General features: G+C 61.9%; 10 protein-coding genes. 3 read left to right on the top strand and 7 right to left on the bottom strand.

All coding sequences use genetic code 11. The features are described 5' to 3' along the window. Positions 1-32 precede the first annotated feature (32 nt). The 4 genes from ACFRFQ_RS25760 to prpD form a co-directional block, all read right to left on the bottom strand. Positions 33-3,422, bottom strand: a complete 3,390-nt coding sequence (locus tag ACFRFQ_RS25760; protein WP_378664087.1) for a pyruvate carboxylase — start codon at positions 3,420-3,422, stop codon at positions 33-35. Between the two features lie 138 nt (positions 3,423-3,560). Beyond that, entirely contained in the window at positions 3,561-4,682 is a 1,122-nt protein-coding gene (locus ACFRFQ_RS25765; RefSeq protein WP_378664090.1) for a bifunctional 2-methylcitrate synthase/citrate synthase, read from the bottom strand. Next, complete coding sequence (gene prpB / locus ACFRFQ_RS25770) at positions 4,679-5,596, bottom strand: methylisocitrate lyase (protein ID WP_378664092.1); 918 nt, start codon at positions 5,594-5,596, stop codon at positions 4,679-4,681. The genes ACFRFQ_RS25765 and prpB overlap by 4 nt, the downstream gene beginning before the upstream one ends. Continuing rightward, on the bottom strand, positions 5,596-7,098 hold the full coding sequence (prpD, locus tag ACFRFQ_RS25775) for a 2-methylcitrate dehydratase PrpD (RefSeq protein WP_378664095.1): 1,503 nt from the start codon (positions 7,096-7,098) through the stop codon (positions 5,596-5,598). Before prpD ends, prpB begins: the two co-directional genes overlap by 1 nt. A 167-nt stretch (positions 7,099-7,265) precedes the next feature. On the opposite strand from prpD, the gene ACFRFQ_RS25780 reads away from it, so the two are divergent. Beyond that, positions 7,266-8,687: a short-chain fatty acyl-CoA regulator family protein gene (locus ACFRFQ_RS25780; protein ID WP_378664098.1), complete on the top strand. Its 1,422-nt coding sequence runs from the start codon at positions 7,266-7,268 to the stop codon at positions 8,685-8,687. Between the two features lie 180 nt (positions 8,688-8,867). Beyond that, positions 8,868-10,817, top strand: coding sequence for an FAD/NAD(P)-binding protein (locus ACFRFQ_RS25785; RefSeq protein WP_378664101.1), 1,950 nt, complete (start codon positions 8,868-8,870; stop codon positions 10,815-10,817). Here ACFRFQ_RS25785 and ACFRFQ_RS25790 read toward each other — a convergent pair. From ACFRFQ_RS25790 to ACFRFQ_RS25800, 3 genes are all read right to left on the bottom strand, one after another. After that, positions 10,810-13,236, bottom strand: a complete 2,427-nt coding sequence (locus tag ACFRFQ_RS25790; protein WP_378664104.1) for an ATP-dependent Clp protease ATP-binding subunit — start codon at positions 13,234-13,236, stop codon at positions 10,810-10,812. The genes ACFRFQ_RS25785 and ACFRFQ_RS25790 overlap by 8 nt on opposite strands. 164 nt (positions 13,237-13,400) lie before the next feature. Continuing rightward, positions 13,401-13,805, bottom strand: coding sequence for an ABC transporter permease (locus ACFRFQ_RS25795; RefSeq protein ID WP_378664107.1), 405 nt, complete (start codon positions 13,803-13,805; stop codon positions 13,401-13,403). Between the two features lie 221 nt (positions 13,806-14,026). Beyond that, positions 14,027-14,635 carry a TMEM175 family protein gene (locus tag ACFRFQ_RS25800; RefSeq protein ID WP_378664109.1) on the bottom strand — a complete coding sequence of 203 codons (609 nt, stop codon included), beginning with the start codon at positions 14,633-14,635 and terminating at the stop codon, positions 14,027-14,029. A gap of 140 nt (positions 14,636-14,775) precedes the next feature. Between ACFRFQ_RS25800 and ACFRFQ_RS25805 the strand changes: the two genes are divergently transcribed. Beyond that, positions 14,776-16,416, top strand: a complete 1,641-nt coding sequence (locus ACFRFQ_RS25805; RefSeq protein WP_378664112.1) for an amidohydrolase — start codon at positions 14,776-14,778, stop codon at positions 16,414-16,416. Positions 16,417-16,420: the final 4 nt, after the last annotated feature.

Here is a 16,420-nt window from a genome sequence, read left to right on the forward strand (position 1 = left end):
GGTCGATACAAGGTGCCCGGCTTCGAACGGCCTCACGACTGCTCGATCACCAACAGCAAGTCACTTCCCTCGACCTGTGCCACCGGCGCAATCGCCAGCCTGGTCACGGTTCCCGCACACGGCGCCGTGATCGAGGCCTCCATCTTCATCGCCTCGATAGTGGCAACTGTGTCCCCAGCGGAAACCTGCTGCCCCGGTTCGACAGTCAGAGTTACAACTCCGGCAAACGGCGAAGGGACGTGTCCGGCGACGGTCCGATCTGCCTTCTCTGCAGCGGGAACCGTGCCGGCGATGCTCCGGTCACGCACCGAGACCGGCCGCAGTTGACCGTTGAGGATGCACATCACGGTCCGGAACCCGCGCTCGTCCGGCTCCGAGATCGCCTCGAGCCCGATGATCAACTCCACTCCGGGTTCGAGCGTCACACGGTGTTCCTCGCCGCGGCGCAATCCGTAGAAGAACTGATTAGCCGACAGCCTGGACGTATCTCCGTACTGCTCGCGATGCTCGAGAAATTCCTTCGTCGGACCGGGAAACAGCAACCGGTTCAGCGTCGAGCGCACCTGTGTGGATTCTCCGCCGAGCGCTTTGCTGTCATCCTCGGACAGTGGCACTTCAGGTTTCGCCGGCCCACGCCCTTCCAATGCCTTCGTACGGAAAGGCTCCGGCCAACCGGCGGGCGGAGTTCCCAGTTCACCACGCAGAAAGCCGATCACAGATTCGGGAAGATCGAATTTTGCCGGTTCCGCCGCGAATTCGTCGGAACTCACACCGGCACCTACGAGGTGCAGAGCCAAGTCTCCGACCACTTTCGACGACGGTGTCACCTTGACCAATCGGCCGAGCATCCGATCTGCCGCCGCGTACTTCGACTCGACGTCCTCGAACCGGTCGGCGAGTCCCAAAGCCGCTGCCTGGGTGCGCAAATTGGAAAGCTGACCACCGGGGATCTCGTGGGTATAGACGCGTCCGGTTGGTGCCGGAACGCCGGACTCGAACGGTGCGTACACCTTTCGCAGCGCTTCCCAATACGGTTCCAGATCGCAGACGGCCCGGAGATCGATTCCGGTGTCGTACTCGGAATGAGCCGCAGCAGCCACGATCGCCGACAATGCCGGTTGACTGGTGGTTCCGGCCATGGGAGCGGATGCGCCGTCCACTGCGTCGGCGCCGGCCTGCCACGCCGCCAGATAGGTCGCAAGCTGACCACCTGGAGTGTCGTGGGTATGCACGTGGACCGGGAGATCGAAGTTGCTCCGTAGTGCGGACACGAGTGTTGCGGCCGCCGGTGCGCGAAGCAACCCGGCCATGTCCTTGATCGCGAGAACGTGCGCTCCCGCCTCCACAATCTCCTCCGCGAGGCGCAGGTAGTAGTCGAGTGTGTAGAGCTTCTCCGCGGGATTCGACAGGTCACCGGTATAACTCAGCGCTACTTCGGCGACGGTCGTTCCGGTCGCGCGTACCGCATCTATGGCCGGGCGCATCTGATCGACGTTGTTGAGCGCATCGAAGATCCGGAAGATATCGACGCCGGTTCGGGCTGCTTCGTCCACGAATGCAGCGGTCACCCTCTGAGGATACGGCGTGTACCCGACGGTGTTACGGCCACGCAGAAGCATCTGCAGGCAGATATTCGGCACCGCCTCGCGCAACGCCGCGAGCCTGTCCCACGGATCTTCTTTCAGGAAGCGCAGAGCAACGTCGTAAGTGGCTCCGCCCCACGCCTCGAGAGACAACAGTTCCGGAGTCATATGCGAGACATGACCGGCCACCGCCAGCAGACCGCTCGTACGAACCCTGGTCGCGAGCAACGACTGATGTGCATCACGGAAGGTCGTATCGGTGACCGCCAGTGCTTTCTGGTCCCGCAAGGCGGCGGCAAATCCGTCCGGACCCAAGTGCATGAGCCGCTGCTTGGACCCGTCCCTCGGCGGAGCAGTCAGATCGATTTTCGGCAGCTTGTCGTGCGGGTAGACGGCCGACTTCCGCTCTCCATGTGGGCGGTTCACCGTCACATCGGCAAGATACGTGAGGATCTTCGTACCTCGATCTGCCGACGCCCGTGACGTGAGAAGTCCCGGACGCTCCTCGATGAACGACGTCGTCACCTCGCCCGCCCGGAAGTCCGCATCGTCGAGAACCGCTTGCAAGAAGGGAATATTGGTAGATACTCCTCGGATGCGGAATTCGGTCACTGCACGCCTGGCGCGCGAGATGGCCGTGGGGAGGTCGCGTCCACGGCAGGTCAGCTTGACCAACATGGAATCGAAATGCGCGCCGACTTCCGCGCCCAGCGTCGCGCCGCCGTCGAGGCGTACGCCGGCACCGCCCGGCGTGCGGTAGGCAGTGATGCGTCCGGTGTCCGGGCGGAATCCGTTGGCGGGATCCTCAGTGGTGATACGCAATTGAAGCGCTGCGCCGCGCAGAACAATCGACTCCTGGCGAAGACCCAGATCCGACAGCGTCTCACCCGAGGCAATTCGGAGCTGAGACTGAACCAGATCGACATCCGTCACTTCTTCGGTGACTGTGTGCTCCACTTGAATTCGCGGATTCATCTCGATGAACACATGATTGCCCCGGGTATCGAGCAGGAACTCGACGGTACCGGCACACGAGTAGTTGATGGCCCGCGCAAACGCAACCGCGTCGGCACAGATCTTCTCCCGAAGGCCGGCCGGAAGGTTCGGGGCCGGCGCGAGTTCGACGACCTTCTGGTGGCGTCGTTGCACGCTGCAATCCCGCTCGAACAAGTGGATGACGTTGCCCTCGCCATCAGCGACGATCTGCACCTCGATATGACGAGGATCAACCACTGCCTGCTCGAGGAACACCGTCGCATCACCGAACGCCGACTCCGCCTCACGGGCAGCCGCTTCGATCGATTCCCGTAACTGCGAGCGTTCAGCGACCCGGCGCATCCCTCGCCCACCGCCACCGGCAACGGCCTTCACGAAGATCGGGAACTCCATCGACTCCGACGCGCTCATCAACGCGTCGATATCGGTGGACGGCTCGGAGGACTCGAGAACCGGCAGTCCAGCCGCACGAGCCGCCGCAATCGCGCGGGCCTTGTTTCCCGTCAACTCCAGCACCTGCGCCGATGGTCCGACGAACGTGATACCCGCCTCGGCACATGCCGCCGCGAGTTCCGGGTTCTCCGAAAGGAATCCGTATCCGGGGTAGATCGCGTCGGCACCGGCCTTCCGGGCGGCGGCAATTACCTCCGGAACCGACAGGTAGGCGCGGACAGGGTGTCCCTTCTCCCCGATCTGATAACTCTCGTCGGCTTTGGACCGGTGGATCGAGTTTCGATCCTCGTACGGGAACACGGCCACCGTTCCGGCACCTAACTCGTAGGCAGCCCGGAATGCGCGGATCGCGATTTCGCCTCGGTTGGCGACTAGCACTTTGGAGAACATGGAGATAAAACCTTCGCTGTCGGGTGTTCTGTGCGGCGAAACACGCATGGCCCGCACGTATCGTGCGGGCCATGCAGGGGGTGCGTCGACGAGGCCAGGAGACGGTGATGCCAGAACCGAACCTCGTCGACGCAGGTCTCAGGCGACGACGGTGCGCTGTGGCACACCGGAATACTGGCTCAGCGGCCTGATCAACGCATTGGACTGTCCTTGCTCGATGATGTGCGCGGTCCATCCGGTGATCCGGCTCATCACGAAGATCGGCGTGAACATCTCGACGTCGAAGCCCATGAGGTAATAGGCCGGGCCCGTGGGGAAATCGAGATTCGGTTTGATGCCGGTGGCACTGACCATCGTCTTCTCGAGGATCTCGTACATCTGCACCCACTTCTCACCGTCGGTTACTTCCGCAACGTCGATGAGGGCCTGTTTCATGGTGGGAACCCGCGAGTCGCCGTTCTTGTAGACACGGTGGCCGAAGCCCATCACTTTGTCCTTGGCTGCCAGCTTCGCCGACATCCATGCCTCGGCACGATCGGGGTCTGCGATCTCGAGCATGTCGTGCATGACGGCTTCGTTTGCGCCGCCGTGCAACGGGCCTTTGAGCGTACCGATAGCCGCTGTCACGGCGCTGTAGATGTCGGACAGCGTCGAGGTCACCACGCGGGCAGCGAAAGTGGAAGCATTGAATGAGTGCTCCGCGTACAGGATCAGCGAAACTTCGAAGGCCTTCACGATCGCCGGTTCCGGGACACTCCCGAAGCACATGGTGAGGAAGTTTTCGGCGAAACCCAGTTCGGACTGCGGCGCGATGGGGTCCTGGCCACGACGACGACGGAAATCGGCAGCGACAATCGTCGGCAGGATTGCCGTCATGCGCAGGGCCTTGGCAAGATTCTCCTGCGCCGAATTGTCGTCCTCCGCCGGGTCTTCGGCCCCGAGATAGCTGATGGCAGTGCGAACCACATCCATCGGGTGGCAGTTGTCGGGCATCTTCGACAGCAGTGACAGCAGTGACCGATCGGCGCGCCGAGCCGCACGCTCACGCAGACAAAGCAATTCGAGTTGTTCGGGAGTCGGTAGTTCGCCGTACCAGAGCAGGTACGCAACTTCTTCGAAGCTGCAGTTGGCGGCAAGATCCTGCACCGCGTAACCGCGATACGTCAACGAATTCGTCTCGGGCACTACCTTGGAGATAGCCGTCGTATCAACGACAACTCCCGCTAAGCCCTTGTAGATCGTCGGAATCTGTTCGGTCATGTCCTACTCCCCTCCACGCTGAAATTGAAAATGCCACTGTCGAATTCGTTGTACCGTTCGTACTCGAGAATTTCGTAGAGCCGGCTGCGGTGCTGCATCTCGCCGAGCAATCCCTCCTGGGTGCCTTCTGCGTGAATTTCGCGCAGTCCCTTCTCGATGGCGAACATCGCCAGACGCAGGGTGGTCACGGGGTAGATGACGGCGTTGAAGCCGATCTCTTCCAACGTCTTCGCCGAGAGGAGATTCGACTTTCCGAACTCGGTCATGTTGGCAAGCAACGGAACATCGACTGCGGCGCGGAACTTCTCGAAGTCGGCCTCGGTGGCGAGTGCCTCCGTGAAGATCAGATCGGCTCCGGCGTCGGCATATGCCTTTGCCCGCTCGATCGCGGCGTCGATACCGTCGATTCCTGCGGCGTCGGTACGAGCGCAGATCACGAAATTCGGATCGCGCCTCGCCGAGACTGCGGCGCGTACTCGGCGCACCATGTCCTCGGTCGGCACGATCGCCTTGCCATCGAGGTGCCCGCACCGCTTGGGGTTGATCTGGTCTTCGAGATGCAGACCGGCAATGCCGTCGTCCTCGAAGATCGTGACCGTGCGGGCAGCGCTCATGGGTTCACCGAATCCGGTGTCCGCGTCGACGAGCGTCGGAAGGTCGGTGACGCGAGCGATTTGCTTGCTGTGTCCGGCCACCTCGGTGAGCGTGGTCAACCCGATATCGGGCAGCGCCAGTCCGGCAGAATACGCACCGCCGGACACGTAGACACCTTCGAATCCGATTTCCTGAATCAGCTTGGCTGTCAACGGGTTAATCGCACCGGGCAGACGTTGGATCTTGCTCGACGTCAAGCCTGCCCGGAAAGCGACGCGCTTGTCTGCTGCCGACGTCGACGCGGCGATGAGGCCCGTCATCAGAAGATCCCCTTGGTGACCTTGGGGGCCCGAGCGAGCACGTCGCCGGAAACGGTGAAGGTGAGCTGATCGAGCTCGCCGGCCTTCAGCTGCGCTGTGCGCTGGGCGGCGTCGAGGAAGCGATCCTGTTCGCTCGGCTCGATGACGCCCTCGGCGAGGGTGCGGAACTTGGCAATGTACTGATCGCGAGCGAAGGGACGCGCCCCGAGCGGATGAGCGTCGGCAACTGCCAGTTCGTCGATGATGACCTCGCCGCTCTTCAAGGTGATTTCGGCGCGAGCACCAAATGCCTTCTCGTCCGGATCCGTCGAGTGGTAGCGACGGGTCCATTCGGGATCTTCACGCGTGGAGATCTTGTTCCACAACTCGATCGTGTCCGGGCGCTGTGCACGCTCGGGAGCGTAGGAATGCTCGTGGTGCCATGTACCGTCCTGCAAGGCAACCGCAAAGATGTACATCACCGAGTGGTCGAGGGTTTCGCGTGACGCGGTGGGGTCGAACTTCTGCGGATCTCCGGAGCCTGTGCCGATCACGACGTGGGTGTGATGACTGGTGTGCAGGACGATCGACGCAATCTGATCGAGATCACCTACGCGGGAGCGCATCCGACGCGCGAGGTCGATCGGAGCCTGGCTCTGGTATTCGGCGGAATGTTCCTTGGTGTAGGAATCGAGGATCGCGCGCTTGCTCTCACCGGCGCCAGGCAGCGGGACATGGTATTCCTTCTCGGGTCCACCGAGCATCCAGGCGATGACGCCGTCTTCGCCTTCCCAGATCGGCGAAGGTGCACCTTCCCCGCGCATCGCGCGGTCGACAGCTTCGACGGCAACCTTGCCGGCCAACGCGGGAGCGTATGCCTTCCAGCTGGAGATCTCACCTTTACGGGACTGACGGGTGGCCGTCGTCAGGTGCAGTGCCTGACCGATCGCCTGGTAGACCGTCTCGGTGTCGAGACCGAGCAGGGTTCCGATACCGGCGGCAGCCGAGGGGCCGAGGTGTGCGACGTGGTCGATCTTGTGCTCGTGCAGGCAGATAGCCCGAACCAAGTCGATCTGAATTTCGTAGCCTGTTGCGAGTCCGCGGATCAGGTCCTTGCCGTCGCGTCCCGTGTGCTGGGCGACTGCGAGGATCGGCGGAATGTTGTCGCCGGGGTGCGAGTACTCGGCTGCGAGGAACGTGTCGTGGAAGTCGAGTTCGCGAACCGCTACGCCGTTGGCCCAGGCCGCCCATTCCGGTGAGAACGTTCCGGGGATACCGAAGACGGTGGCCCCAGGGGTGTACGGATGCGACTGCGCTTGGGCACGCGCGTTCACCACCGGACGCCGTACGAGGGAGGCGGCGGCAACCGCTGCGTTGTCGATGATTCGGTTGACGATCATGTCGGCGCTCGCGTCGGCGACCTCGACTGAATCGGTCGCAACTTCCGCGATCTTCCACGCCAGATGCTCGTCTTTGGGGAACTCTTCGGCTGAACGGCGAGTGCGTACGAGATGCGTCTTCATGATTCTCTTTCCACGTATTTCGGTATCTATTTGCACGCTACGCAGCACGGAGAACCCTGCAAAAGAGCTTGCACATGCCTATTTATGCAACAGCGACCTTGCAAAGTTGCGAACGTTGCGAATTTCACCTCGGTAGTGTGAACTTCCATCAGTACCGAGGAGATTCGATGAAAAAGATGTACGCGGGCGCCCGTCTACGACGCCTTCGAGGCGAACGCAACCTGTCACAGTCTGCGCTCGCGAAGGTGCTCGGACTCTCCCCGAGTTACGTCAATCAACTCGAGAACGACCAACGTCCGCTGACAGTCCCGGTTCTGCTGAAACTCAATTCCGAATTCGACCTCGACGTCCAGTTTTTCGCATCGGACTCCGATGCCCGGCTGGTTGCCGACGTCCAGGAAGCTCTTGCCGAGACATCGGAATCCGGCGAGGTATCCCTAGCTGAAGTAGACGAGTTGGTAGCGCGGATGCCGGCTGTCGGACGCACGTTGGTGATGCTGCACCGGCGGTTGCATGCTGCGACGGAGCAACTCGATCAATTTTCCACGCAGTTATCCGGTGATGCAGTTCCCGAGACCACCTTGATGCCCATGCCGTACGAAGAGGTCCGCGACTTCTTCTACGATCGCCGCAATCACATCTCAGCCCTCGACGACGCCGCGGAGAGACTGTTCGTCGACAACGCACTGTCCATCGGAGCACTCGATCTTCAGCTGGCCAGGCTGCTGCGCGATCAACACGGCGTTACGGTCCGAATCCGCACCGATGAGCCGGACAAGTTGGGGCCCAAACGGTTCTACGCCGCCGACAAGTCGATTCTCACCCTGGCCCGCAGGCTCTCCGCGGGGCAACGCGCCTTCCAGATCGCCATGCAATTGGCCTTCTTCACCCAGGCAGATCTCATTGATTCGATTGTGGCAGAAGATGAATCGTTGACCGCAGAATCGGCTGCGCTGGCCCGCGTCGGGCTGGCCCACTATTTTGCCGGTGCGCTACTGCTTCCTTACACGCACTTCCTGAACTCTGCCGAGAAACTGCGCTACGACATCGAACTTCTGAGTCTGAAATTCGAGGTCGGGTTCGAGACGATCTGTCACCGACTCTCCACTCTGCAGCGGCACGGACAACGGGGCATACCCTTCTTCTTCGTGCGAACCGATCGCGCCGGAAACATCTCGAAGCGTCAGTCCGCCACGGCATTCCACTTCTCAAGGGTGGGCGGAAGCTGCCCTCTGTGGGTGGTGCACGAAGCATTCGCCGGCCCGGGCCGCATCCTCACCCAGGTCGCGAGGATGCCGGACGGGCGAACGTATCTGTGGATTGCGCGCACCACTCACAGCGGCGGCCTCGGCTATCTTGCCCCGGAGCGCAATTTTGCCATCGGGCTCGGCTGCGACATCGCCTACGCCGACCGCATGGTCTATTCACGCGGCATTCAGACAGATGACCCCGCTACCATCGTTCCGATCGGGGCAGGATGCAAGGTGTGCGACCGACCGTCGTGCGCTCAACGCGCGTTTCCTCAGCTGGGCCGACCGGTATCGGTGAGCGAAAACAGCAGTAGCCATCTACCTTATCCGCAGGAGTGATCGTGACAACAGTTTGATTCAGGCTGATCCGATGTCCGAAAATCCTTGCCACACAACCCTCCACGGATAACACTGGGACTCAACCATCTTCGAGCGATCGAGAGTCCTGGCTCCCCGACGTCGCAGCAACCCCCTCTTATCGAGGTGTGGGTGCTTTCTGCCAGGTCCGATGGAGGATTCGTGAACGCCGACCGACCCCGCACGTCAGTGCGGAATGCCGCAGTCATCGTGATCGTGGGCGGCGGTCCTCGAGGCACCGGAGTACTCGAACGCATCCTCGCGCAGGAGGCGGTGAACACAGACCCCACGCCGCTCGAGATTCATGTGGTCGACCCGTATCCAGCCGGCGCCGGACGTATCTGGCGTGGCAGCCAAGCCCCACTCTTGTGGATGAACTCCACCACCGCCGATGTCACGATGTTCACCGACAGCACGACAACCGTCGACGGTCCGATCGTGCCAGGTCCGACCCTGGCCGAGTGGGTCGCCCAGAACGCGGAGGAGCTCCGCGCTTTTCCCGAAATCGCGGACGAGGTACCGACCGTCACACCCGCGTCGTTTGCGTCGAGATCCTTGCAAAGCCGCTATTTGCATTGGGTATTCCAGTCGGCTGTCGACTCGGCACCGCTGCACGTCGACGTTCGGATTCATCGTCGATCAGTGGTCGACATCGAGGACACGGACGGTGCGCAAATCGTCCATCTGGACAACGGTGACGTGATCGAAGCAACAGGTGTCCTGTTGGCTCAGGGCCATCCGGACGCGTTGGCTGCTCCGCGGGAAATTCAACTGCGGGACTTCTCCTCCGAACACCACTTGACCTACGTCGGACCCGGATACACCGCAGACCTCGACGCCGACGTCATTGCCGAAGGTGAGCCGGTGTTGATCGCGGGCCTCGGGCTGGCGTTCATCGACTGGATGGTTCTCCTCGCCGAGAGTCGCGGTGGCGTCTTCGAACGAGCCGACAACGGCAGCCTCGTGTACTCACCGTCAGGTCGGGAACCTCTGCTGTATGCAGGATCTCGCCGAGGAGTTCCCTACCACTCCAAGATCTCGTACTCGATCGAAGACGCTCGACCACCGCTACCGAAGTTCTTCACCGCAGATCTTGTACCGGGCGACGGCCCACTCGACTTCCGCGAAGATATCTGGCCGTTGGCCTCGAAAGAACTGGCGGGCGCCCACTATTACGAACTTTTTGCTGCACATCCGGAACGGACCGTGGGCACGTGGGAAGAGTTCGACTCCGAATTTTCCTCGCTCAGTTGGGGATCACCGCGTCTGGACGAATTGATCGAGAACGCCGTACCGAAAGCGGAAGACCGAATCGACCTGGAGCGGCTCAATCGTCCCCTCGGCAACGAACGCTACGACGGATTGGATGCAGTTCAGAAACGGATCGGTGAATACGTCAGAGCCGATATTTCGCGCAGATCGGACCCGTATTTCAGCGCCGATGCCGCCGTCTTCTCGGCACTGCTGTCGTCGTACATGACCGTCGGAGAGTTGTTGCGCCGTGGCCGAATTCCAGCGGAATCGGTCGCCAAGGACGTCGAGGGCTGGCTGCATTCCTTCTTCAGCTTCATTGCCAGTGGTCCGCCACCGGAGCGACTCGAGCAACTGCTGGCACTCAACGAAGCAGGCGTAGTGCAGTTTCTGGGCCCCGACACCGTCTTCTCCACCGAGATAGATCCGTCGACCGGAGACGGACTGTTTGTCGCGCGCAGCGCATCTCATACCGACATCGTGGCTACGCGCACCCTCATCGAAGCGCGCTTGCCCGTTGCCTCCATCAGCGCAAGCGGCGACGCACTACTGCGTTCTCTGCACAGCCGCGGCGAGGCAGTTGAGCTACGAGCCACGCCCGACAGTGCCGCAAAGCTGGCTGTGGACGGGACGTCGCGAGTCCGCCACGCCGACAACACAGTCCATCCCCGCCGATTCGCGGTCGGACCGTGGGTCGCGGGCCACAACTGGTCTGCGGCATTCCCGCGTCCACGCACCAATGCGGGGTTCTTTCGCCACAACGACGCGTTGGCTGCGGAGATCCTGGGCGCGACACGGCTGTGCGCCCTCCCGGTAGCGTTCACTACCGGAAAGGCGCACGTGGGCTCTGCCCCTAGCTGAACACCAACTCACCCTCGTCGACGGCGACGGTGATGCTGCCGCCCTCTTCGAGGAGATCGTCGAGCAGCATGTCGGCGATCTTGTCGTCGACCACTCGCTGGATCGAGCGGCGCAGCGGCCGGGCCCCGAACTCGGGCTGGTGCCCGTGCTCGGCGATCCAGTCCACGGCGTCCGCTGTGAACTCGATCTCGATACCCTTGGACTGCAGTCGCTTACGGCTGTCCTCGAGCAACAAGTCCGTGATCCGGTGCAGTTGCTCGGTATCGAGCTTGCGGAAGATCACGATCTCGTCGATACGGTTGAGGAACTCGGGCCGCATCGACTCGCGCAGGCGAGCCATCACGCGATCCCGCAGCGGCTTCTCAGCCGATTCGGCATCGCCGGTGATGAAGCCGAGGCCACCGGACTTGCTCGAGATGATGTCGGAGCCGAGGTTGCTGGTCATGATCACGACGGTGTTCTTGAAGTCCACCGTTCGGCCCTGACCGTCGGTCAGTCGTCCGTCGTCGAGCACTTGGAGCAAGGTGTTGAACACGTCCGGGTGCGCCTTCTCGATCTCGTCGAGCAGGATCACCGAGTACGGGTTACGACGCACTTGTTCCGTGAGCTGTCCGGCCTCGCCGTAGCCGACGTATCCGGGAGGTGCACCGACCAGCCTGCTGACCGTGTGCCTCTCACCGAACTCGCTCATGTCGAAGCGCAGCATCTTGTTCTCGTCACCGAAGAGTGTGGCAGCCAGAGCTTTTGCCAGCTCTGTCTTACCGACACCGGTGGGTCCGAGGAACAGGAAGCTACCGACGGGGCGATTCGGGTCGCTCATACCGGTACGGCTACGACGCACGGCGCGCGCGATTGCGCGAACAGCATCGTCCTGACCGACCACACGGCTGTGCAGCTCCTCCTCCAACCGACGCAGGCGATCCTTCTCGGCCTGAGTCATCTGGCTGGCCGGGATACCCGTTGCGCGAGCGACAACTTCGGCAATCTGCTCCGCAGTCACGTCCGGAGTTTCCTCGGCGACGGGAGCCTGGGTTCCTGCCTTTTCGAGACGCTTCGTGACATTGTTGATCTCGTCACGCAGCTGCGACGCCTTCTCGTACAGTTCGTCGGCGACGGCTTTCTCCTTGTCGCTTTCGAGCTGCTCGAGACGCTGCTGCAGAGCAGCGGTATCGACGGTGGCCGTCTTGAGACGGAGTCGCGCGCCGGCCTGGTCGATCAGGTCGATTGCCTTGTCCGGCAAGAACCTGTCGCCGATGTAGCGCGCCGACAGTTCCACCGCAGCGGTGATCGCCTCGTCGGTGTAATGCACCTTGTGGTGATCCTCGTAGCGACTACGCAAGCCACTCAAGATCGCGATGGCGTCCTCGATCGACGGCTCCCCCACCTGGACAGGCTGGAAGCGACGCTCGAGAGCGGGATCCTTCTCGATGTGCTTGCGGTACTCGTCGAGGGTTGTGGCGCCCACGATGTGTAGTTCACCACGAGCGAGCTTGGGCTTGAGGATGTTTCCGGCATCCATCGCACCCTCGGCGCCGCCACCGGCACCGGCGATGGTGTGCATCTCGTCGATGAAGACGATCAGCTCGTCCTTGTGCGCAGTGATCTCGTCGATGACCTTGGTGAGGCGTTCCTCGAAGTCACCGCGGTACCGAGTACCCGAGACCATGCTGGACAGTTCGAGCTGGACGATTCTCTTGCCCACCAACGAGTCCGGCACTTCACCGTCGACGATGCGCTGAGCCAGTCCCTCCACGATGGCGGTTTTACCGACACCGGCTTCACCCACCAGAACCGGGTTGTTCTTGGTACGGCGGGAAAGGATCTCGATGGTCTGTTCGATCTCGTCGGCGCGGCCGATCACCGGATCGACGCCGCCGTTGCGGGCGCGATCGGTGAGATCCACTCCGAACTTGTCGAGCATCGGAGTCGCGGAGTCACTCTCCTCGGCCGGTGCATTCGGATTCCGAACGGCATTCTGCAGCTTCTCCGGCGTTACACCGGCGGAAGCGAGCAGACGACCGGGGGCGTGATCCGGGTCACCCGCCAATGCGATGAAAAGGTGTTCTGGGTCAATGTATGTCGACCCGAGCGCCCGGGCCACTTGATGTGCCTCGAGCAGCGCAGTCTTGACGGCGCTGCTGAGTGTGGGTGCAGCGAAGCCACCCTGCTCACGGCCTTGCGGCAGCCGCTGGTCGATTGCCTCGACCACGGCTTTCGGGTCGGCCCCGGCGCGCTGCATGAGCGTGCGGACTGGGTCCTGCTCCGCCATGACGCGGAGAACGTGCAGTGCATCGAGATCCGAATCACCGCGAGCAGACGCTGCGCGAGCAGCCTCAGCCATGAGTTGCTGGGTGGCCCTGCTCATGAGCCGGGAAAGGTCGATGCGACCGGGACCCTCGGGCCCGAAGAATGCTGGCATTCCGAAGCCTCCTAATAGAAAGTTGAGCGTTACTGACTCAAGTAACGTGCGTGAGCCTCGATCAATTCCCGCGGGCTCAGATTTCTTTCAACACCTATCGGACGAAGATCGGTACCAGCTCTCGAAAAACACCGTCGAACGGCAAAACGAGCTTCACGCATCGACTAGGGCATGTCTATGTTCCCGGGTGCAGGATGCCTCTGCATTACGGTGGCGACCGATCCAAGGGCCGTCAGGGGGATAGCGAAGAGCAGCGATCCCCAGAAAGAGGTCCAGTTCGCCAGCCCGGCGATGGACAAACCAACGAGTGCGGCGACAGCCAACCAGGAGACCCACTTTCGCACTGCTAATGCAGCCACCACAGGTGGTGTCGCGAGCAGCAGTCCCAGGCCGATCAGCGGCCAGACTCCCAGCACGTGGATGATGCGGTCATCGCACCGAAAGGAGGATCCGCTCGCGCCGGTCTTCGAGCATGCAAACGACACTTCAGCCATCGTCCACGAGGTCCCGACCCACACGGTGAAGGCCAACGCAGCCCCCACGGAGACCCACCACACTGCTCTCGACACGCACGCAGCCTAGCCCGGCGCGCGGCCGCCAATCGGGATGTCAACGGCAATCGACTCTCGATGCGAGACCAGTGAGTAGCCGATGATGTCCGGGTGACTCGGCCGCTCGCGGGGCGGCCTCTCAACGAAAATCCATCAGCTCGTCGACGGCTACGGACTGCCGATGGCGGTCTTGAATGCAGTCATCGCGTGGACGCGGTGTTTATCAGACATGCCCTAGCTCATTTCACCTTCGACGCCACTCGATCCCACAGCTTCTCGATCGGCGTCGAGAGTAGGAGAAGAAACAGCGGGAAGTACGACGTCACCGGAACGAGCACACTGAGGAGCAGCGCCACCACCAGTATCAGGAACGTGACAACCTCGGCCGTGAAATTCGGTTTTGCACCCTCCTCACTCAACGACGGGTTGCGGACCAGACCCCACGCGACCACCGCCAGGCACGCCGCGCTGGCAGCCATCGTCCCGATATAGAGAGCCCTGGTTCCCAGGTCCTGCGAGGGCGCTGCAACCAGCGCCGTCGGGAAGGGCAGGAACACGATGGTCAGCACCCACAACCCCAGTCCGCGCACAACCACCTTGTCTGCGTCGATCACAAAACGAAGAAGTCGATGCTGCGACCACCACAGGCGGAAGATCACCAGAAAGCTCAGGGCGAAGGAGTAGAACTGCGCAGCGTTTTCGTGCAGCAGTTCGGACGTGGTGCCGTGGTGGTCGCTGGTCAACTCGACCAGCGGCAGAACGAGCAGCGTGATCGCGATGGCGACAATCGCGTCGATGAAAGTCACGTAGCGCTCGAAGTAGCGGGTTCGTTCCGCAATCTCAGCCATTGCGGAAGCATAAGCTTCGCAACAAGAAACAGACCGGCGACGCCAGTTCCGGTGCCACAGCCATTGCACCGACGACACTCATCGCACGCCGTTTGCCGCTGTCACCACCACCGTCATCGCGTAAGGGGCAGGCAGAAGTCATGAATGAGCGCTTCACTCACTACCGCAACGGGAAGATTTTCACGGCTGCCGATGACGGGTGGGCCGAATCGATAGTCGTCGAGGATCAACAGCTCAGATTCGTAGGCGAAACCGTGTTTGCCGAAATCCTGGCTCCTGACGCCGAGGTGGTCGATCTCCACGGTGCAGTCGTACTTCCCGGTTTTGTCGATGCCCATACCCATTTGGTCATGATGGGATTTGCGCTGCAGAAGCTCGATCTACTCGATGCCACCGATCTAGCCGACATTCAGTCCAGCATCCGGCGATTCGCCGAATCGAACCCGGACGCGCCGCGTCTGCATGGTCGCAGTTGGTTGTTCTCGGCACTGAACGGGCAGTATCCGACACGCGAGATGATCGACGCTGTGGTGCCCGACCGTCCGGTGTATCTCGATGCCAACGACGTTCATTCGGTCTGGGTTAACACCGCTGCCCTGCGAGAACTCGGCATCGATGCCGACACTCCCGACCCGATCGGCGGTCGGATCGGCCGAGACCCTGAAACCGGAGAAGCGACCGGGATGTTGTACGAGACCGCCGTGATGCTCTACGTGTGGCCGAAGCTGGCTGAACTCGCAACCGACCAGGACCGGGACACTGCGCTGGCGCTCGCCTTCCGCCGTTATCTCGAGGACGGCGTGACTGGCGCGGTGGACATGGCGCTCGGCCCGGACGAATTGCACTCGCTGGAAAGAGCTTTGGAAGCGGGGAACGGAACGCTGCCGCTACGAGTCGCTGCACACTGGCTGATGACGCGTGAGGACAACGAGGCCGACAACGTCAGGCAAGTTCACGATGCCATCGAGCTCCACAGACGCATCCAAGGGCCGTGGCTCCGCATTGCCGGAATCAAGATCATCATCGACGGCGTAATCGACAGCTGCACTGCCGCAATGAAAGAGCCGTATTCGGATGGGACCAACGCCGAACCCATCTGGGATCTGGAGTCCTTGATACCCGTCGTGACCGCCGCTGACGCCGCAGGCCTGCAAATTGCCATGCACGCCGTCGGTGATGAGGCGTCGGAGATCGGATTGACCGCGCTCGAATACGCGATCGCCACCAACGGAGACATTCCCAGGCGGCACCGGATGGAACACCTGGAGTCGATCACCAAGGACAACGTCAATCGTCTTGCCCGACTCGGCGTCGTCGCCTCGATGCAACCGGTCCACGCGGATCCTGTGATTCAAGAAAACTGGCGGGCAATGCTCGGCGACTACCGTGTGAACCGCGCCTACCCGTGGCCCGAATTCACCGAGGCCGGTGCGGTTCTCGCATTGGGATCAGATGCTCCGACAGCGCCGCACCCGCCGCTGCCTAACATGTTCGTCGCTACCACGCGGAGGTCGGCCATCGATCCGTCGCTTGCTCCCGACCTTCCGCAGTACGCGCTTCCGCTTGCCGACGCTTTGGCGCACGCGACTCGCGACGCTGCGTACTCCTGCCGGTGGGAAAACCTGACCGGACAACTCGTTCGAGGCAAAGCAGCCGACTTCGTCGTCCTGAAGCAAGACCCGTTCACCGAAGGCGCCGACTCACTCCTCACAACAGAGATCGCGATGACGGTTGTCGCCGGGTCTGTTCGGCACCTCGACACCGCACGAAACCAGCAGTAGCCCA

Origin of the sequence: Rhodococcus sp. NPDC056743 (genome assembly GCF_042790355.1) — a bacterium.
Lineage (GTDB): Bacteria > Actinomycetota > Actinomycetes > Mycobacteriales > Mycobacteriaceae > Rhodococcus_F.

Excerpts from the sequence above, each read along its gene's own strand:
- ACFRFQ_RS25760 (WP_378664087.1), bottom strand. The coding sequence starts at position 3,422 with ATGTTCTCCAAAGTGCTAGTCGCCAACCGAGGCGAAATCGCGATCCGC.
- ACFRFQ_RS25765 (WP_378664090.1), bottom strand. The coding sequence starts at position 4,682 with ATGACCGAACAGATTCCGACGATCTACAAGGGCTTAGCGGGAGTTGTC.
- prpB (WP_378664092.1), bottom strand. The coding sequence starts at position 5,596 with ATGACGGGCCTCATCGCCGCGTCGACGTCGGCAGCAGACAAGCGCGTC.
- prpD (WP_378664095.1), bottom strand. The coding sequence starts at position 7,098 with ATGAAGACGCATCTCGTACGCACTCGCCGTTCAGCCGAAGAGTTCCCC.
- ACFRFQ_RS25780 (WP_378664098.1), top strand. The coding sequence starts at position 7,266 with ATGAAAAAGATGTACGCGGGCGCCCGTCTACGACGCCTTCGAGGCGAA.
- ACFRFQ_RS25790 (WP_378664104.1), bottom strand. The coding sequence starts at position 13,236 with ATGCCAGCATTCTTCGGGCCCGAGGGTCCCGGTCGCATCGACCTTTCC.
- ACFRFQ_RS25800 (WP_378664109.1), bottom strand. The coding sequence starts at position 14,635 with ATGGCTGAGATTGCGGAACGAACCCGCTACTTCGAGCGCTACGTGACT.
- ACFRFQ_RS25805 (WP_378664112.1), top strand. The coding sequence starts at position 14,776 with ATGAATGAGCGCTTCACTCACTACCGCAACGGGAAGATTTTCACGGCT.